We start from the raw sequence: 26,507 nt of genomic DNA, 5'->3' as shown, positions 1-26,507 counted from the left end.
AACGGAACAACTTTCAAAAAGATATCGATATTATAAAAAATAGAGAAAACAGAGGGCAAAGTCATTGTGGATTCATTTGGATTAGCAAAGGAGAGAATAGTTTGTGAAATCAGATAATACATTCGATAAACAATATACAGTTGGAGAAGCTATTGTTTTTGCATCTTTAGCGATCAGTATCATTGTGGGTGTAGGTATGCTTTCTGTTTTTCTTGAAGTTTATCGATACGTAAGCCTACTTCTAATTTCTTGTCTATTCCTATCACTTTGTTTTCCTTTATACCTTGCTAGTACCAAAAAACTGGTTTTCTCACACTATGACAAAATAGCTGTGGGAATCTCTCTCTTTTTTTCAATTTTGAATGGGATATTCCATCATGTAACTTTATGGGGTGGGTATGATAGTGGGGTATATAGTTTCTTTGCGATGCATATTGCAAAGAAGGGGTCTATCTTTATTCCATTTAGGGGATATCCCTTTTACGCTGGTTTTATGGAAGTGGCACCCCACACCTATACTGCACAATTTCTCCCCGGGTACAGCGTGTTTTTAAGCTATTTTTATAAGATTGGTGGGCTAGAGGGATTATTTTGGGCAAATTCATTGTTATTGTTTTTTGCTCTTTTAGTTTTGTATCTTGTTGGCAAGATTCTAAGTAGTCCTAAGGTGGGTTTAATATTTACAGTGCTTTTTTCTTTACACTACAACACTCTCGGGTTTGCCAGAGAGACTCTATCTGAAAATCTTATGATTCTTTTAATATGGCTGACTTTTCTTTTGTTTTTAGATGGGATTGAAAGGAAAAACGGGGACTATATTATTGCAAGCTTCATTCCTCTCTCATTGGGTTTGGTTGTGAGGTTTGAACTGTTATTGTACTTAATTGTTTTTATAACAGTTACTGTGATTTTGTGGATTTTGAATAATAAACATAGAAAATACCACCTACAGTTTTCGGAAAAAGCCATTTTTGCTTCTATCTTCGTCATGCTCAATTTTTCTATCTTATGTCTTTATCTATATTTGACTCGATCACGATATTGTTTGATGTACTTGAGAGCTATGTGGATAAAAATATCTAGTCTAATAACGAGCTTCTTCTCGTCTTCAAGTGGAGTAGCGACAAGTTATCCGACTTACGAGAACTACACATTGCGATATGTTTTCGACTGCTTTAATGCATATTTAATAATTCCTTTGTTAGCTTTCATAGTCATAGGGTTGAAATACAAAAAATACAATTTCAAATTTTTGCAGCTGGTCTTATTGAGCAGCCCGGCGTTCTTGTTGATAAAATATCCCACAATTTCATGGGTACATCCTTGGTTTATGAGACACTACCACGTAGTACTGATTCCTCTTTTATTCTTAGCGACTTCTATGGGGATTGACAGTGTCAAAAGTAGTAAATTAAAAATTGGTTGCATTTTTTTGGTAATAACCCTATTTTTAGCTACTTGGGCGCCTCTCTTGGTTTTCGCTGAAGAAAAGTATATGCGAAAGCGGCTTGACAAAATACACAGAGCTATTGGTGACACTAATGCAGCTCTAGTAGTCGCCCTCCAGGATCATGAAATCGCTGAACCATTACACTTTGTTTACGGATATAGAACAATTTCTTCTAATTATGAGGATTTAGATACAGAAAGGGTTCTGCAAGAATTGGAGAATGAGTCAGACATTTTCGTTATTTCAAGCAAAAGTGATCTTAACTTAGAAAATAAGTACGAGATATTACCTAATTTCCGGCTTTTTTCAGACGAAGAATTAAGAATGATTACCGCAGTTAGAGAGCCAACAATGATTCTTAGAAGGATAATCGCTGCAGATAGATACACAAGACCTGAGTTAATTCCTCCAAAACCTTTGCATCAAGGATATGCTCCCATACAGAGAACGATTGGCGAGCTTCCTCCAACAGACATTCAAGTTGTTGACAAGGTTCTATATGTTTACAAGGTGGAAAAGTGAGTTGATGAGCTTCGATAATGAGGATTGCATGTAATCAGTTACACCTGAGCCCATCAACAATTCCCTTTATGTAAGCAAATGCTGATCTAGGATTCTTGCGTTTCAATCCAAAAATCAGCAAGGCGCCTAGACTTTTGACAAAAACCTGGTATGGGTAAAATGTTAATCGATATAGCAACCTTCCGTGCTTTTTCATAAAAATGATTCTGTTCCTAGCAAAGTAATAATTATAGAATGCATCTTGGTAATGTGATGTAGCAGAAATCTTGTGCCACACTTTTGCAGTCGGGACATATAAAATCGTATAATTCTTTTGTTTAGCTCGAACACAAAAATCCGTCTCTTCAAAGTAGGAGAAATATGATGCATCCAATAATCCAATTTTCTTAAGTACACTCCCTTTCACAAGAAGAGTACACCCTGTTATATAATCAACCTCTCTGATCTTATTCGCTTGCCCTTTGTCAATCTCGCGGGTATGTAGGTGTTTTGTTTTTCCTTTCCACCAATGTATTTCTCCTCCAGCGAACCAAATCTTATCTGGCTCATAGTAATAATAGATCTTTGGCCCAACAATTCCGATTTTGGGATCACTCTCTGCAACCTTTATCAACTCAGTCAGAAAGTCTGCATCGACAATGGTATCATTGTTTAATAAAAGAATATAACCACTGTCTTTTCTCATTGCATATCTAATACCAACGTTGTTTCCTTCAGCAAAGCCAAGGTTTCTTTTATTCTTAATTACATGAACATATTCTCCAAACTTTTGCTTTAAAATTTTTACATCATTTCCCTTCGAGCCATTGTCAACGATTATGACTTCATGGTTTGAATAGGTGATCTTCTGTAAAGATTCTAAGCACTCTATAGTGTTTTCTAAACCATTCCAATTAAGAATTATTATCGAAACTTTTGGATAGTTCATTTTTTATTTTATTTTCTTGGTGTTCCGAGGTTAATTATGTTTAACTTTTCGAGCGTATCTATATAAAACATAGTAAAACTAGATACACTCTGTTAGACGACATTGTGCCTAAAGTTGAATTTTTTGAATTTTTCGATATAAATCTAAAAGTATCGGAGGAACGCATATTTTTACCAATGCTTTCCACGACTTCTTTGAAGAATTACTCCATTCCCTTTTCCAAAGTTTAAACTTTTTTAAATTTATCAAAATCTTTAGGGGGCAAACCCTTAAAACCTAATCCCACAACAGTGTGAGGAAAGTGTTCATCGCCAGCGAAATCAACGAATGAAAAATTAAAAAGCTTTAGAATGCTCTTAAAAGCTTGCGGGGTAAAACGCCAATAATCAGATGGACAATCGTGGATGGGAAAATTCATAACGGAACTAATCACGGTAAAACCATTTGGTTTAAGTATTCTGTAAACTTCTTCCATTGCCTTTCTTGGAAATTCTACATGTTCGAGTGTATCGAGAATTAAAACTGTCCCAACTGACTCTGAAGGAAGTTCTATGTGATGGAGATTCAAAATTCGGTCTACGCCTGGACCCTCTCGTATATCACAACCAACATATTTCTTACCTAGGAAAAAAGGGCGAAGATCTGCAAAACCTTCCTGGCCTGACACCTGAAGAGCCCCAAACTCAAAAACAGGTTCGGAGATAGGTAAAGTCTCAGCAATGATTTTGACAAATTGTTTAATTAATTCACGCATAATAATAGCTTCATCTATCTTCTTTGATTTTTAATAGCGAATAATTGAAATGCCAAATTTGGAAAACGATAGGTTATCTTTTGAGTCAAATCCGAAATTATCCTCCAAAAAAGAATTGGTTTATATTTTATTTTTCCCCTGTATCCTCTGAGTCTTTTCCAACCATTGACTCCAAAAATTTTAAATCCTAATTTCTTTAATTCCTCAGCATTCCACCCGGATTTATGTTCTTGAAGAGGATTATTATCATAGTCATCTTGATATACATATCCATTTGGTGTAAAGATAATAATCTTCTTTCTTGCCCATTTTTCCATTCTTTTTAATAGCTCATAACCTTCTTCCTTAGATAAATGCTCTAACACATCAATGGCTATTACAGCATCAAATGATTTTGGTTTAAATTCTATTTTTGTAATATCAGCTTTTATATATTGATTATGAATTTTTTTCTCTTTGCTTTCTTTGAGATAGGGTTCAAATTTTTCAACTCCAATTGAAAAAGGAATATTACAATATTGAATAGGAGAATTATAGCCACAACCCAAATCCAAAACTGTATTACAATCGGAAAGTTCTTTTCTTAAATATTCAAATAATCTAGGAAAGAAATGTCTACAAAGTGATTTGAGAATCTTAATAAATTGCATTTTTATAAAAGTTTTTTACCAATAAAAATAACAGTAGGGATTGTAAAAATTGAGGGATAACTGCAGCTACACTTGCTCCAATATAGGAGTATTTAGGAATAAGCAAAAGGTTTAATATAATATTCATCACCAAAGCCAAGACCATAATTTTTGTATAAATTATTTGTTTATTTATAGCACTGTAGTTTGGCAAAAAATTAGCTAAAAGGAACAAAACCACTGATGTGGAAAACCTCCAGAAAGTGAAAAGTGAATATAGATAGCAACCAACAATCCACCTTCTGGAGGCAGCTTCCATGATAGCAAAAATCGCAGGACCATCAAAGCATTTACTGGAATTCCTTTTAGCTCTCAATCTTAGACTCACCAAGCCTCAATTTAGACATTTAAGAGAGGTAGTGGATGCATTGATAGTTCTGTTTCCGCAAAGGTTTTAATGTCATCTGCAGGATCAAACATAACCGAAAGCTTAACGGTAAGAGGTCTCATCTTATGCCAAGCGCTTAAGGAACAAGAGCTTTAACAAAGTGATGTTGAGCTCCGCTACCCACCTCACATCCACTTTTAAGGGCTTCATAAGCGATTTCGGTGAGGAGGTTAAGGTGATCATCTCAAAAAGGCACCCCCGGGATAGATACCCAGAGTACTTCTTGTCGACAGATACCTCCCTTAAAGCAAAAGAAGTGCTGAATTACTATGAGAGCGCTGGCAAGTAGAGATCGACCATCTTTACCTTAAGACTCGGTTGGGTTTGGGAGACTTCAGACTAAGAACGGTTGAGGGCATCACCAAATACCTAACCCTTTGTCTTCTAGCCTTAGCTTATCTTCAGCATCGTTTGGTTAAGGACGCTCGACTCAAAAACATCTCTCAAGTAATCTTCAAACATCGCCAGGAACACTTCCAGCTGTTTCTAAAAGAGGTCTGCAAGATGACTCTTGAAAAAGTTCTCTTGAACCAGTACTTGAAAGATTTATGCCAAAGGCAGCGTGATATTCATTTGTGAATGAGCAATTAAATTTGCCAAACTATAGTATAGCATATAAAACATATGAAAGTACGCAATTCATATAGACGAAAAACTTGGCCATAATAAAATTTTAAAGGTAGTGTCAAGATAATTGTGTAAATTCCTTCAAGGGTTTCTTCTCCCACTTAGAATTCAAGTAATGAATAATGCCATAGATGATTCTGTCGACACTCCTATAGTTGGAAAATGAGCTCATTGGTCTTGTTCTTCTTCTTACTTCTCTGAAAGATCTTTCAATGATGTTGGTTGTTCTTATCTTTATCCAGTGCTTTCTAGGAAAGTCCATGAAGGACAGGAGTCCATCTATGTCTTTTTCAAACACTCCACTGCTTCAGGATAAGATTTGCGGTAAGCTTTTGCCCACTCCCAGTATAATCTTAGTGCTTCTTTTTTGTTTTCTGCCTTATAGATAGCTTTTGCACCTTTTAGTACCTCTTCTTGCTTTCTCTGAGGCAATTTATTAGCTACATTGCTAATTTATGAACCCAACAGCGTTGTATAGGAATGTAAGGATAGACAATATCCAAGGCTTTTAAAAGTCCAGGGCAGCCATCAACTATTATGAGACTTAGATGTTTTCCTTTAAGACCTCGAGAGTAAAGATCATTTAAGAAAGTACTCTTGTTGAAAAGAAGATCGATTAACTACAAATATCTTCTAGCAGCGGTTGCTATTCTGCTTTTAACTTCAATCCCATTCCTTGCTTTAAATAAGAGCTTCTACGGAGGATATTTCAAAACGGGATTGCACGTTGGCTTGAGATGGAAAAATACAATTCCTCCGCCCGGGAACCAACCCGTAAATCTGATTGAAAACGTTAAACTTATGGCTAATGCAATGCCACTTTTCATTTTACCAATTCTTGGTGCATTGTATTGCCTATGCAAAAAGAGGGCGGTTGCCTATGTAGCATATTTTCCAATACCGGTATTTTTATTTACCTATTTCTTGTTGACTGGTTTTCGTGCACAGTGCCCAATACTCTTGCATAACTCGTATATTCGGTATTTCCTGCCAATCTATGTATTATGTGTACCCCTGTTTGTAGAATTCGTTCTAGGTATTAGTAGACGTAAGATTCTTGCTGTCTTTGCTGTATTTATGTTTGTTTTGATGGGCATTCAAGCAACTTATCCCGCGATGGTTAGTAATCGTGAAGTGGCGCTTAAGTATTCTGAAATTGCAGAGACGATTTTTGCAAACACTGAATCAGATTCAGTGATCCTTTGTCAATACTTTGATAAAATGCTCTTTCCGAAGCGGAAAGTCGGAATTATTAGTAGTTTGCAGCAGGATCCTAAGCTGTTGGCAAATATTACTGCGACATTAAAGCAGAATAATGTACCTGTCTATATCCTGGTAGATGGCCCAATTTCGCTTCAGCAGTTCGATGGCGAGTTATCAAAAAGGGATTACTTTCTACGCCTAGTGGATCCTGCTTCAAAATTGTATAGGGTCCAAGAAGGTGTTGATTGAGCAGCTACAAAGCTTGTTTTTGAGGTATGGGGAATTATGTGATAAAATGGTAGTTTGGCTAATAGAACTTTGTATGACAATAGGTTGAAGAAATGCAGCCCAAATGTTAATGAGCTCAGGAGGGGAGGATTTTTGTTTGATTGCAGCTAGCTTGTTTTCGAGAGAAGTCTTTTTGGCAACTTCGCCTGCTTTAAGCGCAAGAAAGACAGTTTTGCTCATAATAATATAGGCATCAAATACCTATTGGACTACGGCGAATCCATTTGTCTTGTATCTCCTTAATATTTGGGTACTTGTGGTGTATGGTTTTCCTCTGTTTGAGACATCTAAAGACGTCAGTGATGAGATTATCTTTGATTCCCATACTGCATGTTGATGCACGGAAAAACCTACAACAAAGAAGAGCAAAAAATTTAAGAATTAGTCCAGTAGGGTAATACTTGAGAACAAGGCAAACTCGATTTTTGCTTCCATAATATGTTTTGAGCATTGCCAACCTTTTTGAGTTCTGTTTCCTCCCTGAGATTCCCCGCTTATGGAATACCTTTGCTGTAGGCACAAGAAGAGCCTTATATCCTGATAATCTGATCCTCCAAGACAAGTCAACATCTTCCAGTATTGTAAAGAAGCTCTTGTCAAATAATCCAACCTCTTTCAATGCCTTGCTTCTATAAAGTGCTGCAGCTGCGCATACACCAAATACTTCTACTGGTGTTTTAATCATGTCATTATCATATTTTTACCTCGAATCGGAGGTATGAGAATAGCAATGATTCACACCCCCTTTGTTCATCCCGCGGGTGGAGAAAGACAAATATTAAGATTATCAATTGAGCTTCAAAAAGGGGACACGAAGTAGAAATATTTACCAATGCTGTAGATAAAGAAAGGTGTTTTCCAGAAGTTACAATAAATATTGTCCCTCCTCTTCTACCTTTGTCCCTATCTTGTTCACCTTATTACATTGTACTCGGTAACATGCTCAATATAGGAAGGATGATACCAAAAAGTTTTGACATAATTAACAATCATAATTTCCCTACGGAGTGGGCTGCGTTTATCGCTAAGAAAAGATTAAACATACTCTGCTATTGGTCTTAAAAGTATTCCTGACAGAAGAACCTTTGATAGAAGACTTAAAAGTTCTTCTTTGGCCTTACTGTATGTATCATAAGAGCAGCCACAGCTTTTGTTGTTAAGAAGCTAGCAGACATTAAAACTGTATCTATTGACTCTATCTTGCCTGGGCTAATGGCAACATTTGGCACAAAGATGATATTAAAAAGCAGAAAGTCCCCTCTTGTGGAAATATTGACTCTAAATGCTGATGTGGTAAGTGCTAATGTGCCAGATAATAAGTTATATCCAAAACTAACAGCTTCTCTTCCTAAAGAGACTAAATTTATTACTGGCGATGCGGGCTATGATGACAACAAATTAAAAGAGTACGAGAAAAAGCGAGAAAAAAAGCTAATTACCCCAGTAGAAGTCAAAAAGCATACCAAGAAAGAGAGAAGAAAAGAAGCAGAGTTCTTTAATTCCAAAGAGGGAAGAGCCATCTACAAGAATAGATCAATTACCATTGAGCCTTTCTTTGGACAGATTCAGGAAATATTTGCTCTTTCTGACAAACTACCAGTCAAGCATTTAGACAGGGTAAAGACTCTGGTACTTACTTGCATATTTACTTTTCAATGTGCAGTCTATTTCAATATCATAAATGATTATTCACCAATGAGGGTAAAACACCTCATATGGAGTATGTGAAATCAAACAAGCACAAGAATAAATAATTTATCTAAGCACCCAATATCATGTGGTATATGCGACAACATAGCTTAAATTAAATTATGCCCCAGGGTCAGTTATTTAGAATCTTTTAACCGTATTTTGCACTTTAAGGAGGATCCCGAGGAAGAATGAGAGATGTGAGGTTATTCACGAATCAACCATCTTGTCTTAGACGTATCTGGAATTTTGCTATAGAGATAATAAGAGAAACTTGCCAGTAGAAGATATTTGTATATGAAGGAAAGTATGGGACTGTCAATTTGAATAGTAGAGAGGAATAAAAGCATTCGAATCTATTGATTGAGAATTTTTAAAGATAATGTAAGACTTGACTCTAGAGAGTGACAGGTTGCTAATGAAAAAAACAGTAGCACAAGGGACCTTTTATTTAACTATTAGTCAGGCTTTTGCTCTGATATGTGGCTATGCTTTACATATCACTTTGGGTAGAGTGCTCGGTCCCAGTCATTATGGACTCTTTGGTTTTGTGATTTCTTTACTTGTCTGGCTGGAAATTACTCTGGGCGGAGTCTCAGGTGCAGCCATCAAAAAGGTAGCTGAATCTCCTTTTTTTACAAAGGTTATTGAGAAAAAAGCTATTTATCTTCAGTCTTTAGTTGCAATTATTTTATTTGTATTAGCCTTTTCATTTTCCCCCTTTCTTTCCCGTATCTTTAATGATCCAAAAATAGATGTTTATTTTAAGATCGCTATTTTAGACATCCCCATATTGGCTTTTTATAACATTTATATCGCCTTATTGAACGGCTCGAGGTTTTACAAGCAGCAGGCAATTGCCTCAATTGTATATTTTTTTTCAAAGCTTATCTTTGTTGTTGGGCTAGTGCTTTTAGGTCTTTCAGTTGCAGGAGCCTTAATTGGAAACATTATGGCCTCTGTTTTTGGATTTCTGGTAGGATTTTATTATTTTAGAGAGCTAATTGGTGGCACAGAAGAGGTGGACATAAATGATACGGTAAAGACAGTAAAGTCATTTGGGCTTTTAAAACTGGCAGTTCCTTTCGCGATCGTTGGGCTTCTGTTCAATTTGCTTATGAGCATTGATCTATGGTTTGTTAAGGAGATCGTTTTAAGTGCACCTAAGGTTGGCTATTATGTCGCCGCCAGCACTCTAGCTAAAGTTCTTTATTTTCTTTTTGGTGCTCTTTCCAGTGCTCTTTTTCCTGCTATCACTAATTCTATCGCTGAAGGAAGGATCGAACAGACCAAAAGGTACATTAATCAAGCTTTGAGGTTTTTGCTCCTGTTTTTGGTGCCAATTTCTTTTGTTATGGCGGTTACTTCCACGAATCTTGTTTCCTTGCTGTACTCTCAAAGATATTTAGCTGCTGGTTCTCCTCTTGCTATTTTGGCTTTCGGCTATGCCTTTATTTCTATTCTCCTGGCAATCCTCTCTATCTTAATGGCGAACAATAATTTTAAAGAAGTTATAATCTTAGCTTCTTTCTTGGTCTTGGCAGATGCTGGATTATGCATGAGTTTAATTTCTCACTACGGATTAAGTGGAGCGGCCATGGCAACTACGTTAACTTGCTTGGTTGGGGTTATCTTGGGAGCAAGCTTGCTTTGGAAAAATTTTGCGACTTTGGTTTCTCCACAGTCAGTTTTCAAGATTTTGATTTCTTCTCTGGTGATTTCATTCATTTTTATTATGGTTCCCGCCACTGGTTTGAATTTGACTATCCTCTATGTGGTTGCTGCATTGGCGTACATGGGCTTACTCGTGCTTTTTAAGGAAATTAAAAGCGAGGATATTTTGATATTGAAGGGATTAATAGAGAAATCCTAAAAAGGTATTGGGCAGGTGATGTAGAAGAAACTGATTTATTGTCTGCGGAGCTTTGCAGACATCGTAAAACAGATAGGTTATAATTCAGGGGCGTTGTTGATTTTGTTGAAATCCTTGGGGAGTTTGTGCCTAGCTTGACACAGCAGTTTTCTTTGTATATACTTGGTATATCCAGAATTCAGGAGGAAGCCAAAATGAAACTCAAGATAAGACGGGTTGGAAACAGCTTGACAGTGACAATCCCAAAGGACATTGCGGGGCGTCTTAATATCAAACCTGCAAGTGAAGTTGATGTCGAAATTGAGGGCGATAGGATTGTCCTTTCAAAAGTCAAATCTCAATGGGATGAACTGGTGGAAAAAACACGTCAAAAGGCAAAAGAGATGGGTTTAAAAGAAGAAGACATAAACCGCGCCCTATCTGAAATCCGCTATGGCCGTTAGAGTTGTTCTGGATACCAATATTCTACTTTCTGGAATTCTCTTTGGTGGTATCTCTGGGGAGATTTTGGAACATGCGAGAAAAGGCAAATTTACTTCTGTAACCTCCCTTTATATCCTTCAAGAGTTTAGAAGGGTGGCAGAAGGAAAGTTTGATTTGGAGTCTAATTTAGTTGGCAATCTAATTGAGGAAATTCTTTCTTTTTCTGAACTCATTCCCGTCGTTGACTCTAAAGGGAGTTGGGCTAAGGATGCTTCCGACAATCCAATTATTGAGACTGCAAGAGAAGGGAAAGCAGAAATGCTGGTTACTGGTGACGTGCGCCTTCAAAAAGCGGACGGAGTCGGCCTTAAGATTCTATCTCCAAAAACATTCTTAGAAACACTCTCCAAATAGTTCAGGGATCACAAAACGCTGTTTGCTGTGAAGACACAGATTGTTCGTCCGCCTCAGGCGGACTCGCAACGACTTCGTCGGATTGCCACGCCTCGATAAATCGAAGCTCGCAATGACAAAGAGGGATATGAGATTCTTCAGTCCCCTTCGTTTCACTCAGGGTCCTTCAGAATGACGGTTAAGCGAAGGGCTCAGACTTGTCCTGAACGAAGTGAAGCAATGACAACAAGGGAAGGGCTCAAAATGACTTGTTTTGTGGTAAATAAACCGAGTGTAATATGCATCACATAGTCTTTGATGCTTCGTTTTATTGCGAACAGTGTATCCATTGGTGGAGCAGTGCTTTATAATAGGTAGGAAATTTTAAGTTTTTGAAAAGGCATTGGGCAGCCAATGTAGAAGAAACCGATCATCTGATTGACGAGACGTCTAAGAAAAAGTAGATTATGAAGGGTAGAATTTTATGCGTGAAGGAGAAAGCAGGTCAAATGGAATTATTTAAGTTTTCAAATAATGCGAATGAGAACGATTTTGAGAAGATCGCCAGGAGGTTTAATCTTCGTATGATCCTCGCTTTCGGTTCGGCAGTATCCACCAGGGTTCACCCCCAAAGCGACGTTGATATCGCCGTTCTTTGTAAAAAGCCTGATCTCTCTATGGAGAAGTATTCAGACCTTCTTTTTGAGTTGCAGAAACTTATTCCTGAAAGAGAAGTTGACCTTGCCGTCATCAATCAAGCTGATCCCTTATTTCTCAAAAAGATTATGGAAAGAAATGAAATTCTTTATGGCAAAGAAAGTGACCTTGCTCGACTTAAAATATATGCTTTTAAACGATATGTTGACCATAGAAAGTATTTCAGAATGGAAGAGGAATTTGCCCGACGATTTATTGCTCGTTATGCGGGAGAAGCTGGTGAATGATTGACAAAACTCTGATCATGCGGAAAATCAACCTTATTAGTGAAGACTTCGAAGCTATAAGATCTTTAGCCAATTTAAGCTATGAAAATTATGCTGCAAATTCGGCGAATGAAGTGATGGCTGAGCGGTATCTCGAACGAATGATTGGCAGAATGATAGATATCAGTTATCACATAATTACCGAGGAAGGGCATCCACCTCCATCTGATTACTTTAGATCCTTCTTGGATCTTGCAAAAGTTGGTGTTCTTCCACCAGATTTTGCAAGAGAGATTCTCCTTGTGCTGGTCTTCGAAACAGGCTTGTACATGAATATGATGAGATAGATACCAAGAAGGTTTATGATGGTCTCCAAGCAGCCGTTAGAGATGTTCCTCGTTTTCTGAAACACATAAGCGAGTTCATCAAATAAGGTATGAGCTGCATTAGCATAGTTTGGGGGTCGCAAGATATCTGGGCTCAGGGCTTCAAAGAAATAGGCAGATAGTGTAAAAATGGTTCTATTTGTAAACTGGGAGGGGTGGTAAGTGCAGCAAGGTGAAAGGCTATCTTTGGCTAGGCGGAGAGCAAGAGCAATAATCATTTTCCTTGCCATTATATTTTTTGGTCTTTTAGTGTACAAGAATGTTGCTCCTTTTGGTGCTACAGTCACTTATAAGATGGATTTAACAGAAGGCTCTGAAAATATTGCTATACCCACCCCTCTTGTTCCTTCTGCTGCCTTAAGCAGAGATAAGAAAGGTGCGTATTACCAGATACCTCAGCAAAAAATGACAACTGACCAGGTAACTTTTGATCTTAAAGTACCTTATACCAAGTTTGCTACGGCAGAGGTCAAGATAAAATATCAAGGAGACCCTGAGGAATTTTTGGTAGGAGTTCGGGATATTGCTACTGGGCAATGTATTTTCAAGCCCGTGCATAATAAATCTCTTAATGCCTTGACTTGGAATAGACTTCAAAGTAATGGTCTGACTCTCTTTCAGAGGAAGAAGAGATTTGCTAGTGTTGGTGATTTCATTGCTAATCCACCTGTTCCCAAGAGTAAGAAAGCTGAAAAAGCTCGCATTGCTACTTATCACTATGAGTTTGTACAGCGACCAAGAGTTGAGATTAGTAAGGTAAATGAAGGTACTGAGATCGATGCTTCATTAAGGGGTCCTCATACCTTCTACATATACGTGAAGGACCAGCCTCTTGAGTTTGCTCTTAACAAGCAAGATATCAATTGGTATGAGGGACCCGATCCTTTGAATATAAATATTTTCTCGGGAAGCAAATTGATACATTCTCAAATTGTTCCTGATGATGGAGATGCTTCCAATAGCGGCAAACCTTCAAAACTTCAAAAGGTTGAAGTTATGGCTCCTGATTTAAAAGAGGGTGTATATAAGATTGTTTTGGAATGTGGAGTTGATGTTGTGATTAAGGACTTAGAGTCTCAACAAAAATATCTTTGCTTTGAGGAAAAGGTTTTCCTTGCTGACCATGACTTATATAAGATAGGACCAACGAAGGAAAATACCCTTTACACAAATGGTAAAAAGCTAAGCGCTATGTCGTGGCATATGCCTGGTCTACAAACTTTACACATAAATGATAATCGAAAGTTAGTACTTAATAAGGAAAATGAGAGCTTTAGTGTAAATCTTGGGAGGGAAACAAATAAAATAGTTACTGAAAAGGGTGATATTGTTTTAAGTTCAGAAGGTGGCTACTTTGCTTTTTCAAAAGATTCGCTTTTTGATCCAATTCCGGTGAAAACTGCGCCATATTCCAAGGACCTTGTACTTACCGACATAGATTATATTGTGGCGGACTACACTATTCCTGCGAAAAGGAAGGGCGTGTGGCGAACAAACTCTGTCACTATAGATTTAACTGAAATTGAGGCAAAAGATAACAAATTGAATTTTGTGCTTCATGCACCAGGTCTTACAGGGAGGGGCGAAGAAATAGTACTCGGCTCCATTGAGATCACTTTGAAAAAGCCTGGACTCCTTTAGGCTAGCACTTCTGACGGCTCAGAAGCATCTAAATTGCTCACGAGATTGCTTCGCTCGCAATGACTGCACTGATGTCATTGCGAGGGACTTTAGTCCCGAAGCAATCCGACGAAGTCGTCGCGAGGCGCAGCCGTGGTGATCTCAATCAGGAGACTGCAACGCCCAAAACAGGGGCTCGCAGTGACTAAAAAATGTTGCATATATTCAGGAAGCATGGGTAATTGATTTGTGCTATGTAGCAATTGAAGACAAGCGAGGAAAGAATGAACCTGTCTGCAAGAGTTAATAATCGAAAAAGACGTATTTTGAACACGAAACATATTGAGTTTCTGAAATTTTTGCGGGATGTCAATCAGGATATATTTGTGACATCGTTAGCAACTTATTTGATTCTCTTATTGCTTGAGACAATAAAGGAAGGCTTCGTAAGTTTTTTCTTCAATCTCAACATCCTTTTAGTAATCGTTTTAGTTAGTGGCGTCATTGCTGCACTCACCAGTAGAGAAGAGAAAGAAGAAGTTCGGCATGAGGTAATAACATTAAAGGAACTTGGGTTCATCATCGGGCTGGGAATTTTAGGGGCAATCCTTATATGGTATAAAACTGCAGGATTGGGTAATCTTTCGCGTCTTTTATCTTTCATTTCCGGGATTTTAATAATTTTGCTTTCCATATTGGTGCTTGGTGGTGAAAAAGAGGAAGTAAAGATAGAAGGATTCGAAATTGTAAGTGAGTTTGTTAAAGTTAACTACGATTATGTTCTGACCTCATTACTTGTCGGTGGAATATTATTTACGGCATTCTTTGGAAACATATCAATTTTTGGTTTTGTAATACGTTTGAGATACCTGCTTATTTTGTATTTTATTTTCTGCTGGATTTATAAATTGGATTATAGATTTTCAGTGGTTATTGCTTTACCTTTGCTATTGTGTTGTTCCCTATTCTTGATGTTTGGTGATGTCTCCAGAGCAAGTTTAATTGGGAAGTCAGCTTATGTTTTCTTGGGTGTTGGGGTGTTTTTATGGTTGCTTGAATATGCAAAAGAAAAGCGGATATCAGAAATATTGGTCGAACTCGCCACTGCTTTACTCTTGTTATTATGCTGTCCAATTTTCCTAATGGTAGGAGACGCATCCAAAGCAAGATTGGTGGGAATGCTCGCTTATGCCTTTTTTGCTCTGGTAGCAGCTTCATTGTTAATTGAATATGCAAAAGAAAATGAGGTGTTTGTTAAATGTAGGAAAACTTTAGCTAAGATTACATCCGCTTCTTTTAGAATCCTTTCTCCGGAAAAACTTCTGGAAAAACCAGCGGTTGCTACGGAAGCTGTGCAAACGATCCCCCACAAAGTAAGACCTCGAGTTATGGCTAAGCGCCTTACGAGAAAAGTGAAAATTCGAGCCCTAGCTGGTGTAATTATTCTATTTTTTTTGGTTTGTTTAATCGGTGGTGCGTATGCTACAGGGCGACTGTGGTTTACCAAGAAGGTTCACAGGGTTGCCACTTCACCGATGATAGCGAAGAAGCCGCAAAAGGAATCCATTAAAGCTGCGGCGAAGGCTCCAAAGACTCCTGAAGCTAAAGTAACTTTGGAAATTGATAAAAGTAAAGTTAAGATCGATGTGCTAAATGGGAATGGAGTAAGGGGAGAGGCAACAAGTATCGCCTCTAAGCTGAGCGAAAGCGGTTTTAGTATTCAGACCATTGGGGACGCGGGCTATGATGCTTATCCCCGCACCGTTATCCGTCATAAACCAGGGCAAGAGAGTGTAGCTAATCTTGTGGCTAAAGAAATTGAAGAATTCTATCCGGCTTTGCTTTATCCAAATCTATCTCCCGATTTGGACATAGACATTGCCCTTATCTTAGGGCGAGATAGGAAGGGCGGACTTCCTGCGGTTGCTGAGCCAGTTGTAGATAAAAGCAAGGCGAGGATAGATGTTCTTAACGGGAATGGGATTACGGGTTCAGCCAAAGAGATTGCCGATCTTCTGAGGAGAAATGGTTTTAATATCAGGAATATACGAAATGCGGACAGCTATGATTACGCTCAGACCATCATCCGTTATAGATCAGCCAATGAAGATGTTGCGCAATTGGTCGCTGATCAAATTAAAGGTAAATACTCCGCAATTTTGAAAAAAGATTCTTCAATCCAGACGGATATTATCGTGATATTGGGGAGAAGATAAAAGATTGCCGCGCTCGCCTTGGGCTCGCTCGCAATGACTAAAGGCTACGGCCGCGCTACAGAATACGGCAGACACGGGCGAGATGAAGCAGCTTAGCTAGAAGGTATTCGGTCGGTTATCTCGTATATTTATTATAAAGGTTGCACTTCGGTAGAGTGTAGAATCATGTAAAAACAGGTCTTTAGACCTGTTACTAATAACAGACCTGAAGATCTGTTTCTACAGATCAAAAGTGTGTCTGCCTGAAGGTTTGTTTCTACGAGGTGTTTAAAAATGCGAAGTTACAAAGGTGCAGGAAAATGAAACTGGTTGTGATGATCCCCGCGTATAATGAGGAGAAATCCATTGCTTCGGTGATTCAAGAAATCCCCCGAGATATCCCCGGCATCGATAAGGTAGATGTATTGGTGGTCGATGATGGTTCCACGGATAATACTGCCGAGGTTGCGAGGAAGGCGGGAGCGGACTATATCCTTTCTCAAAAAACTAATCGGGGTCTGGCATTCACTTTTAAAATAGGATTGGAAACTGCTTTAAAACTTGGAGCGGACATCGTCGTCAATACTGATGCCGATTTGCAATACAATCAGCAGGAAATCCCCAAGCTCATTAAACCAATTTTGGAACATAAAGCGGACATAGTTTTAGGAAATAGACAGGTTTGGAAATTGGACCATATGGTCTTTGGAAAGAAGTGGGGGAATGTTATCGGGAGCTTCTTCGTAAGAAGGTTGGTTGGTTACCCCATTTACGATTCGCAAACTGGCTTCAGGGCATTTTCAAGGGAAGCTGCATTGAGAATCAATGTTTTATCGGATTATACATATACTCAGGAGACGATCATCCAGGCAATCAACAAGCGGTTGGTCGTTTCAGAGGTTCCTTGTACCTTCAGGGCGAGGGAAGGTCACTCAAAATTGATTTCGAACATACCCTCGTACATTAGGAGAGCGGGGATAACCATAGTGAGAACTTATACCATGTATAAACCCTTGAAAGTTTTCTTTATAATGGGTACATTGTTGTTTCTGGGTGGCGTTGGGATTGGAGTAAGGTTTCTATATTTTTATTTCAGTGGTCAGTCCGGTGGTCACATCCAATCCTTAATTCTGGCTGCTGTATTGATGATCCTCGGTTTTCAAACGGTTAGCCTCGGTGTCATAGCCGATCTAATCGATGCCAATCGCAAGCTCACTGAGGAGCTCTTGTATCGGTTGAAGAAGAAAGAACTGGAAGAGAGTTCAGACAGATCCGCAGGAAAGCAAGCGAGGAAGGAGTAACTGAGGGATAACAAGTTGAAGAGGGTATTTTTTGCCTTATTTTTTATAGCATTCCTCTTGGGTGGATGCGTTCAAGTCCCCTTGGAGAGCCCGAGCACTTCTTCCGATATCATCGAGCACATTTATGGCTCAAAAACTATTGGGCAATCCTTCATTTGCCAGGAGAGGAATCTAAATCGTATCGATGTTAAATTATCCATCAAAGATTCCAAAAAGCCTTCAGAAGTTATATTCAAATTAAAAGATTCTTTGGCAGCCGATAGGAATTTAGCTGAGGTCAGAATCGGTGGTTCTAAAATTCAGAATGAGGTTTTTAATACGTTTACTTTTGCGCCCATTCCAGATTCTAAAAATAAAGAATATTACTTTTTGCTTGAATCACCCAACTCGACCTTGAAAAATCCCGTTGGTATCTTTTTGAGCTCTAAAGATGCTTATCCCAAGGGTGCAGCTTACTTGAATGGTGATGCTCTTTCCGGAAAAGATCTTGCTTTTCAAACTTACATCGATATGGATCTAGGACAGTTAGTAAATGCCGCAATGGGAAGGATACTCAGGGATAAGCCCTTTTCTCTTTTTTATGTTCTCCTTTGTCTTATAGTGTTAGCATGTTTGGTGTGGGTTGTTGTGAGGGAAAGGGATTTAAAGAGGAAGTCGCCCCAATAATGTAGAAAAAACAATGGAATGCATTGGAGGAGCTTTTATAATTTCAGCTTTTGGAGGGGAGAACATTGAGAGTTTGTATTATAGGGACCGGATATGTTGGATTGACTATGGGGGCTTGCTTGGCTGATATTGGTCACGACGCTGTTTGTGTGGATATCGATGGCTCCAAAATAATAAGTTTGTGCAATGGTGTAATTCCTGTTCATGAGCCAGGGCTGAGCAAAATCGTGGAAAAGAATTATAAGAGAAATACATTGAGTTTTTCAATGGATGTTGGAGAAGGTGTGAGTGAATCCGATATTGTTTTCATCGCGGTTGGAACTCCATTCAATGAAAAAAGTGTGGATTTATCCCATGTTGAGTCTGCCGCAAAGGGCATAGCTAAAGGGATTAATAAATATACTATAATTGCCAATAAGAGCACAGTACCTGTGGGCTCAGCTGAGCTGGTTAAAAGGATAATCCTTGAAAATATGGTTTATCCTCACAAGTTTGATGTGGTTTCCAATCCTGAATTTTTGCGCGAAGGCTCGGCGGTAAAAGATTTCCTCAATCCAGACAGAATTATCATAGGCACGGATAGTCAAAAAGCTGCCGAAATTATGACCGAGCTTTATCGCCCCCTTAAAGCTCCCATTCTCATTACCGACCAGATCAGTGCAGAGATAATAAAGTATGCTTGCAATGCCTTTTTGGCGACCAAGGTTTCTTTCATAAACTTCATAGCGAATCTATGCGATACTGTGGGGGCAAATGTAAAGGATGTAGCTACAGGGATGGGATATGATAAGAGGATCAGTTTTGAATTCCTCAAGGCTGGACCGGGCTGGGGAGGTTCGTGTTTGCCCAAGGACTGTAAAACGTTCATTAAAATTGCTGAAGATTGTGGATACGAATTCAACCTGCTTAAGGAGGTTTTAAAGGTTAATGAAGATCAAAAGAGGTTAGTGGTGGTGAAGATCCGACAACTTTTAGGTGATCTTAAAGATAAGTGCATTGGTATATTAGGTTTATCCTTCAAACCAAATACCGATGATGTTAGGGACGCACCGGCGATAGATATCATAAATCATCTCCAAACGGAATGTGCCCTTGTGAAAGCTTACGACCCTGCGGCTATGGAAAATGCCGGGCGGGTTTTAAAGGGCGTCGAGTTCGCCACTAATGCCTATGAGGTAGCTAAGGACAGTGATATGCTCGTTTTGTTGACCGAGTGGGATGAATTCAGATGGCTTGATTTTGAAAGAATCAAATCGTTGCTCAAGAAACCAATTATATTCGATACCAGAAATTGTTTAGATTCTCAGCTTTTAACGGAATTCGGTTTCGTTTATACGGGAATCGGAGTTAAAGGCATTTCTCTGGAGAAAATTCAAAGACCCGAAACTAGCTTATTTATGGAAGCACAAGGTTTAGAAGGCGAGTCTTTAATTTAGCGAGGCTCCCGGCAAATTCAGCTGGCTGTTGACTGATGCCTAATGTGTTGACAAAGTCTCAAGTGTTATATATATTGATGTTGATATAAAAGAGGTGACAGTGGTGTCATTAACCAAAAAGGCGATGATCTTGTTTGAGCCGGAGCAATATCGGAAGCTAGAAGAGAAAGCAAAACTCCGAGGGGTCTCGGTTGCTGCTTTGATACGAGAGGCTGTGGAGAAAACAGTTCTTGCGGAAGATGAGGTTTCCAAGAAGGTACGGATGCAAGCGGCACAGAGAATTATATCAGCTCAGGAAAAGTTACCCACTTGGGAAGAGATCGAGGAGCTTATAGCCCGAGGGCATGGAGGATGGTAGAAACAGCCTACTTCATTGATACCAACATTGTGATGTATGCTCGGGGGAAAGACCATCCTTATAAAGAGCCTTGTGCAAAACTTATTCTGAAAATAGCGGATGGCAGTTTTGAGAAAGAATTTGGTCTTCCCGTAACTGATAGTGAAGTTTTTCAAGAGATAATATACCGCTATGCTCTTGTTGGCGAGTGGACCACTGCCCTTCAAGTGTGTAAAGATATTTATGCACTCGGATTGGAAGTTCTCCCAGTAGGTCTTTCTGAAGTAAGTAAGCTAATAGAGCTGGTTGAAAAATATATGAAGGCTAGGATTGCTCCTCGGGATTTAATTCACGCCGCTGTGATGCTCAGCAATGGTATCGAGTGCATAATCAGTACCGATGCACACTTCGATCTCATTAAGGAAGTTAGGCGCCTCGATCCAGCGAAGCTTTGAAGGCATACGATGTATAGAAAGCGCTTTGTCCGAAACTGGTTTGGGGGGATTCAATGAAGGCGGTTATTCCGGCTGCTGGTTACGGAACCAGGTTGCTCCCGGCAACCAAGTCTCAACCAAAGGAGATGCTCCCCGTGGTCGACAAGCCAACCATCCAGTACGTTATCGAGGAGGCTGTGGCTTCGGGGGCTGAGGATATTTTGGTGATCACCGGGCGGGGCAAAAGGGCGATTGAGGATCATTTCGACAAGTCCTTTGAGCTTGAGTATTTTTTGAGGGAGGAAGAAAAGCACGATTTTTTGACGCACGTGCAGGGTATCGCCGACCTCGCCGATATCCATTACATCAGGCAGAAGGAGCTTCGGGGTTTGGGACACGCCGTTCTTTGTGCTAGGAAACATGTCGGCGATGAACCCTTTGCCGTTTTATTGGGGGATACCATCACTTTAATGGATATTCCCTGCACCAGAACATTGCTTGATATATTCAGAGAGTGCGGCTCACCGATTATAGCTGTGGAGGAAGTACCCCGCGATAAGGTCGAAAGATATGGTATCATCGATGGATATCCCATTGGCGAGAGGATTTACAAGGTCGAAAACTTAATTGAGAAACCTCCCTTGGAGGAAGCCCCCTCAAATTTAGCCATTTTTGGGCGGTATATCCTGACACCTGAGATTTTTGACTGCCTGGAGAGGACGCCACCCGGTAGGAACAATGAAATTCAGCTCACCGATGCCTTAAGGTTGCTCCTCGCTGAACAGAATATTTATGCCTACAAAGTTGAGGGGAAGAGATACGATATTGGCAGCAAGATAGATTGGCTTAAAGCAAACATCGAGATAGCCCTCGCGAAAGAGGATTTGAGAGAGGACTTAATGGATTATTTGAGGATGTTGCACAGTTATTAGTATATACATCGAATTTGTAGGCGGGGGCTTGTCCCCCGCTATAGCTTTGGGCGGGCATGGAGTTCCGCCCCTACATTAATGAATGATTATTTTGGGTGGGGATAAACCCCACCCCTACTTTTCACCGCATAGGTGATAAGTGGTAGGCAGGGTTTAGAATGTTGTCTTTTCTATTGTGAGGTAGTATAAAAATAGAGATTAATCTCGATAAAATGAAACCATGAACCACATTTGGGTTCAAGGCCGATTCGCGGTGAACGGTCCACGGTGAACGGTGAACGAATTATACGGTGAACTGTGAACGATGAACTGGGATGAAAAATGGATCTAGTCTCGGTTATTATTGTGAATTGGAACGGGAAAAGGTTTGTAAAGGATTGCCTGGATTCGGTGCTAGGTCAGACTTATCCGGCACTAGAGGTAATCGTCATCGATAATAGCTCAACCGATGGGTCTCAGGAAATCATAAAGAGAAACTATCCCTCCGTAATCCTCATAGAGAACGAGGAAAATAAGGGGTTTTCAATGGCTATCAACCAAGGGATTGCTACCTCCAAGGGTCTTTATGTGATACCTTTGAATATAGATGTCGTGATGACCCCCACCTATATAAGTGAGATGGTCAAAGCCGCTTCTTTGGATGAAAAAATTGGTTCAGTTTCGGGCAAGTTATTGAGGTTCAACGATGAAGGTCGAACAAAGGTTATAGACTCGGTGGGTCACACCATGTTCGAGAATCGATTGGTCATCGATAGAGGAGATGGAGAAATTGATGAGGGTCAATACGACCAAGTGGAATACATTTTCGGCTCCTGTGCCGCGGCTTCCCTGTACAAGAGGGGAATGCTGGAGGATGTTAAGGCAGGTGGGGAGTACTTCGATGAAGCCTTCTTTGCCTTTTTAGAGGATGTGGATCTCAATTGGCGGGCACAGATGCATGGATGGAAATGTATTTATACACCCTCTGCTGTGGCTTATCATTATCGTGGGGGAATTGCCGTAAGGAGAACCAAATTGGTGGAAATCCACAATTACAAAAATAGATATCTGATGATCCTCAAGAACGATTCCTTCGCCAGCATTTTGAGGAATCTCCATCATTTTCTGATCACGGATACCTTAAAGACGGGAGCACTCCTTTTCAGATGTCCAGCGGCGTTATTGGGTTGGATTGATATTTTAAGGGAGTTGCCCAGAACTTTTGCGAAAAGGAGAGTTATCCAAAAGAATAGAAAGGTGAGCCAGGTGGAGATAGAGAAGTGGTTTCAGAAATTCGATTATAAGGCTTGGATAAGAAGACATTTGTGGTGAATTATTTGTCGTGAAAGTGGAAACTTTGGATTTGAGCATTGCCGTAATCAGTTGGAATACCAAAGATTTACTTAAGGATTGTCTGACCTCGATTTTCGAGAAAGGGTGTCCTTTCGAAGTAATCGTCGTGGACAATAATTCCACCGATGGCAGCGTGGAGATGGTTAAAAAGGAATTCCCCGAAGTCCGGTTGATCCAGAACCCCATCAATATTGGGTACGCCAAAGCATGCAATCAAGCCATTGAGGCGAGTCGAGGAAAATATATATTCCTGCTTAATAGCGATACCCGAGTTTTCCCTAAGGCGTCGGACAGGCTGGTGGAATTCATGGAAAACCATGAGGATGTGGGGGTGGTGGGACCTCTGCTCTTAAACCCCAATGGTTCGATCCAGTACTCTTGCAGGAATTTTCCCTCCTTTGGAGAAGCTATGGTGCATGCCTTTTTTGGCGTTATTTTTCCATCCAATCCCATCTCCAGAAAATACAAGATGGCTGATTGGGATCATAAATCCGAGCGAGTCGTGGATTGGGTTTCGGGGGCAGCTATATGTCTTCGCAGAAAAGCCCTGGAGGATGTGGGATTTTTTGATGAAGGTTACTTCATGTACGTTGAAGATTTGGATCTGTGCTACCGAATGTGGAAGAAAGGTTGGAGGGTTTATTTCACACCTGATGCCAGGGTGGTTCATTATATTGCCGAGAGTAGCAAGAGGCAGAGTATGCCAATGATAATCGAGTTTCAAAAGAGCATGTATCGGTTCTATTCAAAGCGGTATGGGAATAGCTGGAAGAGATATCTGAAACTCTTGGTTGCCTTGGGTTTGTGCTTAAGAGGATGCCTTCTTGTTTGCATCAATTTTTTAAGACGGCGCAAGTAGTAAGTAGTGTCGGGGTTTATCCCCGACAAAAAGCGAATCACAAATTGGAGGGGATTATAAATGAAAGCTGTAATTCTGGTTGGAGGGCAGGGAACACGCCTAAGACCACTCACCTGCACCATTCCTAAACCCATGCTTCCTTTGGTCAATATCCCACTCTTAGAGCACGTTATAAGATTGCTTAAGCAATTCGACATCACCGATATCATCTTGAGCACGAGTTATCGTCCTGAATGTTTTGAATCTTATTTCGCTGATGGTTGCCATCTGAAGGTGAAGCTTACCTATGTGACTGAGGAAAAACCCCTAGGCACTTGTGGCGCCGTCAAGAATGTGGAGAGATTTTTGGAAGGAACCTTCATCGTTTTCAATGGTGATATCGTTACAAATCTTAATCTCGCTCAACTCATGGAATACCATCACGCGAAGAAAGCGATGGCGACCATCGCCTTGACTCCTGTGGAAGACCCCACAGCGTATGGCTTGGTTCTCCTGGATACTTCGGGTCAAGTTCTGAATTTCGTGGAGAAGCCAAGCTGGGATGAAGTAACCACGGACCTGATCAATGCCGGAACCTACGTGCTTGAACCGGAAATTTTGAGGTATGCACCGAAGGGTGAGAATTATTCCTTCGAGCGCGATTTCTTCCCTACTCTGCTGGAGAAGGGCGAGAGGGTTTTTGGATTTCCATCCGGCGCCTACTGGCTGGATATCGGGACTCCTGAAAAGTATCTCCAAGCCCATCATGATATCTTGGATGGCAAGCTTGACTTCGAATTCTCTGGGAGAGAGATTAAGCCTAGGGTCTGGATTGGCGAGGGGACGGAAATAGGTCCGGAAGCCACCATATTTGGTCCCACGGTGATTGGAAAGAACTGCCGTATCCACTCCAATGCTACAATTTTTAGTAATACCACGATAGGGAATAATTGCGTGATTCAAACAGGGGCCATGCTTGAGAGATGCGTAATCTTTGATGGTTGCCACATCGATGAAGCCAGTGTTGTCAGGAATAGCCTTTTGGGTAGAGGGCTTTGCCTGGGCAAGAAGGTTCACGTGGCGGAGACCGCCGTTTTAGGAGACAATATGATCATCGAGGATGAGAACCATCTTAAACGAGGGGTGAGAATCTGGCCCGATACAAAGATTGAAAGAGCAAAAATCAAATTCTAGGGTCAGACCTCGACACCTTTATTTACCAGGCATAATAAATCCTTAAATCCAATTTTTACATTCATTTAAAATAGTAGAAACAGGTCTTTAGACCTGTTATTCGGATTGAACAACCCAAAACTGTAATTTTTTATGAAATTTTAAATTTGGGAGGTTGAAAGGTGAAGGTACTCATCACAGGTATAACGGGGTTTGTGGGAAGTCATCTCGCCGAATACTGCCTGGGAAAGGGCGCTGAAGTTTTCGGGACCATCAGGTGGAGGAGTCGAACGGAAAATATCGATCACATCAGGAGCAAGATTAAGCTAATTGATTGTGATCTTCGAGATGCCTCCTCGGTAATTAAAGCTTTAGAGCAAAGCAAACCCGATTACATTTTTCATTTAGCAGCACAATCGTACATACCAAGTTCCTGGCATGCACCCGCTGAGACCCTAGTGACAAATATCATTGGTCAGGTTAATCTCTTCGAAGCCATCCGCGAGCTGAAGCTTAACCCTCGAGTTCAGCTCGCTGGAAGCAGCGAGGAGTATGGTCTCGTCTATGAAAATGAGATTCCCATAAGGGAGACCAATCCCTTAAGGCCTCTGAGTCCCTATGGGGTGAGCAAGGTAGCTCAGGATTTATTGGGATACCAATATCATCGAAGCTATGGCATGCACATCGTGCGAACCCGTGCTTTCAATCACTCAGTATCTAAGTGGACACCAGTAATGATTAGAGACGATTCCTCAGGTTTGATAGATATCAAATACATTAATGAGATGAGAAATAAATATAAAATCGGAGGATATAAATCAGGCAAGTTTATAGGGGATGTCAAAGTTTGGAATTTACGGAGATACAATTTATCAGTGTGGTCAAATAATCATTGGGTTAAACTTAAAGAAATTAGTTGCCATCCCATTCGCGATAATAAATTAATTAGAATTTTAACTAAAAAGGGACTATTAGAAGTTACAGATAATCATTCTATTATTGGTAAGGATTTGAAACCGGAAGAAGTTGTAAACCTTCAAATAGGGGATAAAGTTGCTATTGTTAATTATCCATCGAGTAATATAATGCATGTGAATGAAGAGGTAGCTTGGTTTTTTGGATTTTTTGTTGCAGAAGGATGCATAACTGTAGGGAAAGTTAGAGTTGATAACACTAATAAAACTCTTTTAGATAAAACAAAAAGAATTCTCCTTAAACATTTTGGAAAAGATAGTTTTTATCAAGAAAATAAGAGTAGTTTAAGATTATCTGTAAGAAATCCTGGAAAATTTGCTAAGTGGTTATATCCACAGGTATATGCTTCTGATGGAAATAAAAAAGTTCCCCAATGTATCTTAAACGCTCAAAAGGAAGCAAAACTTGCTTTCCTTGAAGGCTATAATGAAGGAGATGGATTAAAGAAAGGACATGGTGAATATAAATTCAAAAATTTCAAGACTAAGTCAAGGATATTGGCCGCGGGATTGTGTTATTTAATAAAAGAGACTACTGGACAGGAAATTAATATTAATTTCGAAGATAAAAGGAAAGGATATATTTCTATAAATTTAAATTCAGATATAAAAGCTCATAAAAATTGGGGCAAACATCTTCAAAAGCCAGATGGAATTATAAAATCTCTTAATCCAATAGATTATTCTGAGGAGGTGTGGGATTTTTCTACAGAAGATGGAATGTTTCAAGCGG

26 protein-coding genes and 2 pseudogenes are annotated in these 26,507 nt (G+C 39.8%); 24 read left to right on the top strand and 4 right to left on the bottom strand.

Features of this window, described 5'->3' with window-relative positions; translation table 11 throughout:
* Window positions 1–103: 103 nt before the first annotated feature.
* Window positions 104–1,972: a hypothetical protein gene (locus QMD66_01435; GenBank protein MDI6821531.1), complete on the top strand. Its 1,869-nt coding sequence runs from the start codon at window positions 104–106 to the stop codon at window positions 1,970–1,972.
* Between the two features lie 34 nt (window positions 1,973–2,006).
* Here the strand turns inward: QMD66_01435 and QMD66_01430 are convergent, their stop codons facing one another.
* The 3 genes from QMD66_01430 to QMD66_01420 form a co-directional block, all read right to left on the bottom strand.
* Complete coding sequence (locus QMD66_01430) at window positions 2,007–2,900, bottom strand: glycosyltransferase family 2 protein (GenBank protein ID MDI6821530.1); 894 nt, start codon at window positions 2,898–2,900, stop codon at window positions 2,007–2,009.
* Window positions 2,901–3,126: 226 nt separating this feature from the next.
* The gene (locus QMD66_01425) at window positions 3,127–3,654 is read right to left on the bottom strand and encodes a methyltransferase domain-containing protein (GenBank protein MDI6821529.1); all 528 of its coding nucleotides are present in this window, start codon (window positions 3,652–3,654) and stop codon (window positions 3,127–3,129) included.
* A 14-nt stretch (window positions 3,655–3,668) separates the two neighbouring features.
* Entirely contained in the window at window positions 3,669–4,304 is a 636-nt protein-coding gene (locus tag QMD66_01420; GenBank protein MDI6821528.1) for a class I SAM-dependent methyltransferase, read from the bottom strand.
* Between the two features lie 296 nt (window positions 4,305–4,600).
* Here QMD66_01420 and QMD66_01415 point away from each other — a divergent pair, with 296 nt between their 5' ends.
* The 4 genes from QMD66_01415 (at window position 4,601) to QMD66_01400 (ending at window position 6,810) form a co-directional block, all read left to right on the top strand.
* On the top strand, window positions 4,601–4,741 hold the full coding sequence (locus tag QMD66_01415; protein MDI6821527.1) for a hypothetical protein: 141 nt from the start codon (window positions 4,601–4,603) through the stop codon (window positions 4,739–4,741).
* Between the two features lie 90 nt (window positions 4,742–4,831).
* Window positions 4,832–5,020 carry a hypothetical protein gene (locus QMD66_01410; protein MDI6821526.1) on the top strand — a complete coding sequence of 63 codons (189 nt, stop codon included), beginning with the start codon at window positions 4,832–4,834 and terminating at the stop codon, window positions 5,018–5,020.
* A gap of 29 nt (window positions 5,021–5,049) precedes the next feature.
* Window positions 5,050–5,310, top strand: a complete 261-nt coding sequence (locus QMD66_01405; GenBank protein ID MDI6821525.1) for a hypothetical protein — start codon at window positions 5,050–5,052, stop codon at window positions 5,308–5,310.
* A gap of 648 nt (window positions 5,311–5,958) precedes the next feature.
* Complete coding sequence (locus QMD66_01400) at window positions 5,959–6,810, top strand: hypothetical protein (protein MDI6821524.1); 852 nt, start codon at window positions 5,959–5,961, stop codon at window positions 6,808–6,810.
* Between the two features lie 232 nt (window positions 6,811–7,042).
* Here QMD66_01400 and QMD66_01395 read toward each other — a convergent pair whose 3' ends face one another.
* Window positions 7,043–7,534: a hypothetical protein gene (locus QMD66_01395; protein MDI6821523.1), complete on the bottom strand. Its 492-nt coding sequence runs from the start codon at window positions 7,532–7,534 to the stop codon at window positions 7,043–7,045.
* A gap of 578 nt (window positions 7,535–8,112) precedes the next feature.
* On the opposite strand from QMD66_01395, the gene QMD66_01390 reads away from it, so the two are divergent.
* The 19 genes and pseudogenes from QMD66_01390 to QMD66_01300 all read left to right on the top strand — a co-directional run bounded on the left by QMD66_01390 (window position 8,113) and on the right by QMD66_01300 (window position 26,038).
* Window positions 8,113–8,577 carry a transposase gene (locus QMD66_01390; protein ID MDI6821522.1) on the top strand — a complete coding sequence of 155 codons (465 nt, stop codon included), beginning with the start codon at window positions 8,113–8,115 and terminating at the stop codon, window positions 8,575–8,577.
* Window positions 8,578–8,956: 379 nt separating this feature from the next.
* Window positions 8,957–10,411 carry an oligosaccharide flippase family protein gene (locus QMD66_01385; protein ID MDI6821521.1) on the top strand — a complete coding sequence of 485 codons (1,455 nt, stop codon included), beginning with the start codon at window positions 8,957–8,959 and terminating at the stop codon, window positions 10,409–10,411.
* A 194-nt stretch (window positions 10,412–10,605) separates the two neighbouring features.
* Window positions 10,606–10,854 carry an AbrB/MazE/SpoVT family DNA-binding domain-containing protein gene (locus QMD66_01380; protein ID MDI6821520.1) on the top strand — a complete coding sequence of 83 codons (249 nt, stop codon included), beginning with the start codon at window positions 10,606–10,608 and terminating at the stop codon, window positions 10,852–10,854.
* Window positions 10,844–11,248 (top strand): putative toxin-antitoxin system toxin component, PIN family, encoded by a 405-nt coding sequence (locus tag QMD66_01375; GenBank protein ID MDI6821519.1) that lies wholly within the window; start codon window positions 10,844–10,846, stop codon window positions 11,246–11,248. Before QMD66_01380 ends, QMD66_01375 begins: the two co-directional genes overlap by 11 nt.
* A gap of 488 nt (window positions 11,249–11,736) precedes the next feature.
* Window positions 11,737–12,171 (top strand): nucleotidyltransferase domain-containing protein, encoded by a 435-nt coding sequence (locus QMD66_01370; GenBank protein ID MDI6821518.1) that lies wholly within the window; start codon window positions 11,737–11,739, stop codon window positions 12,169–12,171.
* Complete coding sequence (locus tag QMD66_01365) at window positions 12,168–12,497, top strand: DUF86 domain-containing protein (protein MDI6821517.1); 330 nt, start codon at window positions 12,168–12,170, stop codon at window positions 12,495–12,497. The genes QMD66_01370 and QMD66_01365 overlap by 4 nt, the downstream gene beginning before the upstream one ends.
* A 201-nt stretch (window positions 12,498–12,698) precedes the next feature.
* Complete coding sequence (locus QMD66_01360) at window positions 12,699–14,177, top strand: hypothetical protein (GenBank protein MDI6821516.1); 1,479 nt, start codon at window positions 12,699–12,701, stop codon at window positions 14,175–14,177.
* A 365-nt stretch (window positions 14,178–14,542) separates the two neighbouring features.
* On the top strand, window positions 14,543–16,372 hold the full coding sequence (locus tag QMD66_01355) for a LytR C-terminal domain-containing protein (GenBank protein ID MDI6821515.1): 1,830 nt from the start codon (window positions 14,543–14,545) through the stop codon (window positions 16,370–16,372).
* A 299-nt stretch (window positions 16,373–16,671) separates the two neighbouring features.
* On the top strand, window positions 16,672–17,652 hold the full coding sequence (locus tag QMD66_01350) for a glycosyltransferase family 2 protein (GenBank protein ID MDI6821514.1): 981 nt from the start codon (window positions 16,672–16,674) through the stop codon (window positions 17,650–17,652).
* Window positions 17,653–17,667: 15 nt separating this feature from the next.
* Entirely contained in the window at window positions 17,668–18,318 is a 651-nt protein-coding gene (locus tag QMD66_01345; protein ID MDI6821513.1) for a hypothetical protein, read from the top strand.
* Window positions 18,319–18,383: 65 nt separating this feature from the next.
* Entirely contained in the window at window positions 18,384–19,754 is a 1,371-nt protein-coding gene (locus tag QMD66_01340) for a UDP-glucose/GDP-mannose dehydrogenase family protein (GenBank protein MDI6821512.1), read from the top strand.
* Window positions 19,755–19,857: 103 nt separating this feature from the next.
* On the top strand, window positions 19,858–20,112 hold the full coding sequence (locus QMD66_01335; GenBank protein MDI6821511.1) for a ribbon-helix-helix protein, CopG family: 255 nt from the start codon (window positions 19,858–19,860) through the stop codon (window positions 20,110–20,112).
* The gene (locus QMD66_01330) at window positions 20,106–20,546 is read left to right on the top strand and encodes a type II toxin-antitoxin system VapC family toxin (protein ID MDI6821510.1); all 441 of its coding nucleotides are present in this window, start codon (window positions 20,106–20,108) and stop codon (window positions 20,544–20,546) included. The genes QMD66_01335 and QMD66_01330 overlap by 7 nt, the downstream gene beginning before the upstream one ends.
* A gap of 53 nt (window positions 20,547–20,599) precedes the next feature.
* Window positions 20,600–21,457, top strand: coding sequence for a UTP--glucose-1-phosphate uridylyltransferase GalU (galU, locus tag QMD66_01325; GenBank protein MDI6821509.1), 858 nt, complete (start codon window positions 20,600–20,602; stop codon window positions 21,455–21,457).
* Window positions 21,458–21,778: 321 nt separating this feature from the next.
* Window positions 21,779–22,768, top strand: a complete 990-nt coding sequence (locus QMD66_01320; GenBank protein MDI6821508.1) for a glycosyltransferase family 2 protein — start codon at window positions 21,779–21,781, stop codon at window positions 22,766–22,768.
* Between the two features lie 10 nt (window positions 22,769–22,778).
* Entirely contained in the window at window positions 22,779–23,648 is an 870-nt protein-coding gene (locus tag QMD66_01315; protein ID MDI6821507.1) for a glycosyltransferase family 2 protein, read from the top strand.
* Between the two features lie 60 nt (window positions 23,649–23,708).
* Window positions 23,709–24,821: an NDP-sugar synthase gene (locus QMD66_01310; GenBank protein MDI6821506.1), complete on the top strand. Its 1,113-nt coding sequence runs from the start codon at window positions 23,709–23,711 to the stop codon at window positions 24,819–24,821.
* 161 nt (window positions 24,822–24,982) lie between these two features.
* Window positions 24,983–25,513 (top strand): annotated as a pseudogene (locus QMD66_01305) (GDP-mannose 4,6-dehydratase).
* A gap of 372 nt (window positions 25,514–25,885) precedes the next feature.
* Window positions 25,886–26,038 (top strand): annotated as a pseudogene (locus tag QMD66_01300) (LAGLIDADG family homing endonuclease).
* Window positions 26,039–26,507 lie beyond the last annotated feature (469 nt).

This window comes from Actinomycetota bacterium, assembly GCA_030018275.1.
Classification (GTDB): Bacteria; Actinomycetota; Aquicultoria; order Subteraquimicrobiales; family Subteraquimicrobiaceae; genus Subteraquimicrobium.
Note: the sequence above shows the minus strand (reverse complement) of the source record. Positions and strands in the feature narration are given on the sequence as shown.

Coding starts and splice junctions, on each gene's coding strand:
- QMD66_01430 (MDI6821530.1), bottom strand. CDS start 2,900: ATGAACTATCCAAAAGTTTCGATAATAATTCTTAATTGGAATGGTTTA.
- QMD66_01425 (MDI6821529.1), bottom strand. CDS start 3,654: ATGCGTGAATTAATTAAACAATTTGTCAAAATCATTGCTGAGACTTTA.
- QMD66_01420 (MDI6821528.1), bottom strand. CDS start 4,304: ATGCAATTTATTAAGATTCTCAAATCACTTTGTAGACATTTCTTTCCT.
- QMD66_01415 (MDI6821527.1), top strand. CDS start 4,601: ATGATAGCAAAAATCGCAGGACCATCAAAGCATTTACTGGAATTCCTT.
- QMD66_01395 (MDI6821523.1), bottom strand. CDS start 7,534: ATGATTAAAACACCAGTAGAAGTATTTGGTGTATGCGCAGCTGCAGCA.
- QMD66_01385 (MDI6821521.1), top strand. CDS start 8,957: ATGAAAAAAACAGTAGCACAAGGGACCTTTTATTTAACTATTAGTCAG.
- QMD66_01380 (MDI6821520.1), top strand. CDS start 10,606: ATGAAACTCAAGATAAGACGGGTTGGAAACAGCTTGACAGTGACAATC.
- QMD66_01375 (MDI6821519.1), top strand. CDS start 10,844: ATGGCCGTTAGAGTTGTTCTGGATACCAATATTCTACTTTCTGGAATT.
- QMD66_01370 (MDI6821518.1), top strand. CDS start 11,737: ATGGAATTATTTAAGTTTTCAAATAATGCGAATGAGAACGATTTTGAG.
- QMD66_01365 (MDI6821517.1), top strand. CDS start 12,168: ATGATTGACAAAACTCTGATCATGCGGAAAATCAACCTTATTAGTGAA.
- QMD66_01350 (MDI6821514.1), top strand. CDS start 16,672: ATGAAACTGGTTGTGATGATCCCCGCGTATAATGAGGAGAAATCCATT.
- QMD66_01330 (MDI6821510.1), top strand. CDS start 20,106: ATGGTAGAAACAGCCTACTTCATTGATACCAACATTGTGATGTATGCT.
- galU (MDI6821509.1), top strand. CDS start 20,600: ATGAAGGCGGTTATTCCGGCTGCTGGTTACGGAACCAGGTTGCTCCCG.
- QMD66_01320 (MDI6821508.1), top strand. CDS start 21,779: ATGGATCTAGTCTCGGTTATTATTGTGAATTGGAACGGGAAAAGGTTT.
- QMD66_01310 (MDI6821506.1), top strand. CDS start 23,709: ATGAAAGCTGTAATTCTGGTTGGAGGGCAGGGAACACGCCTAAGACCA.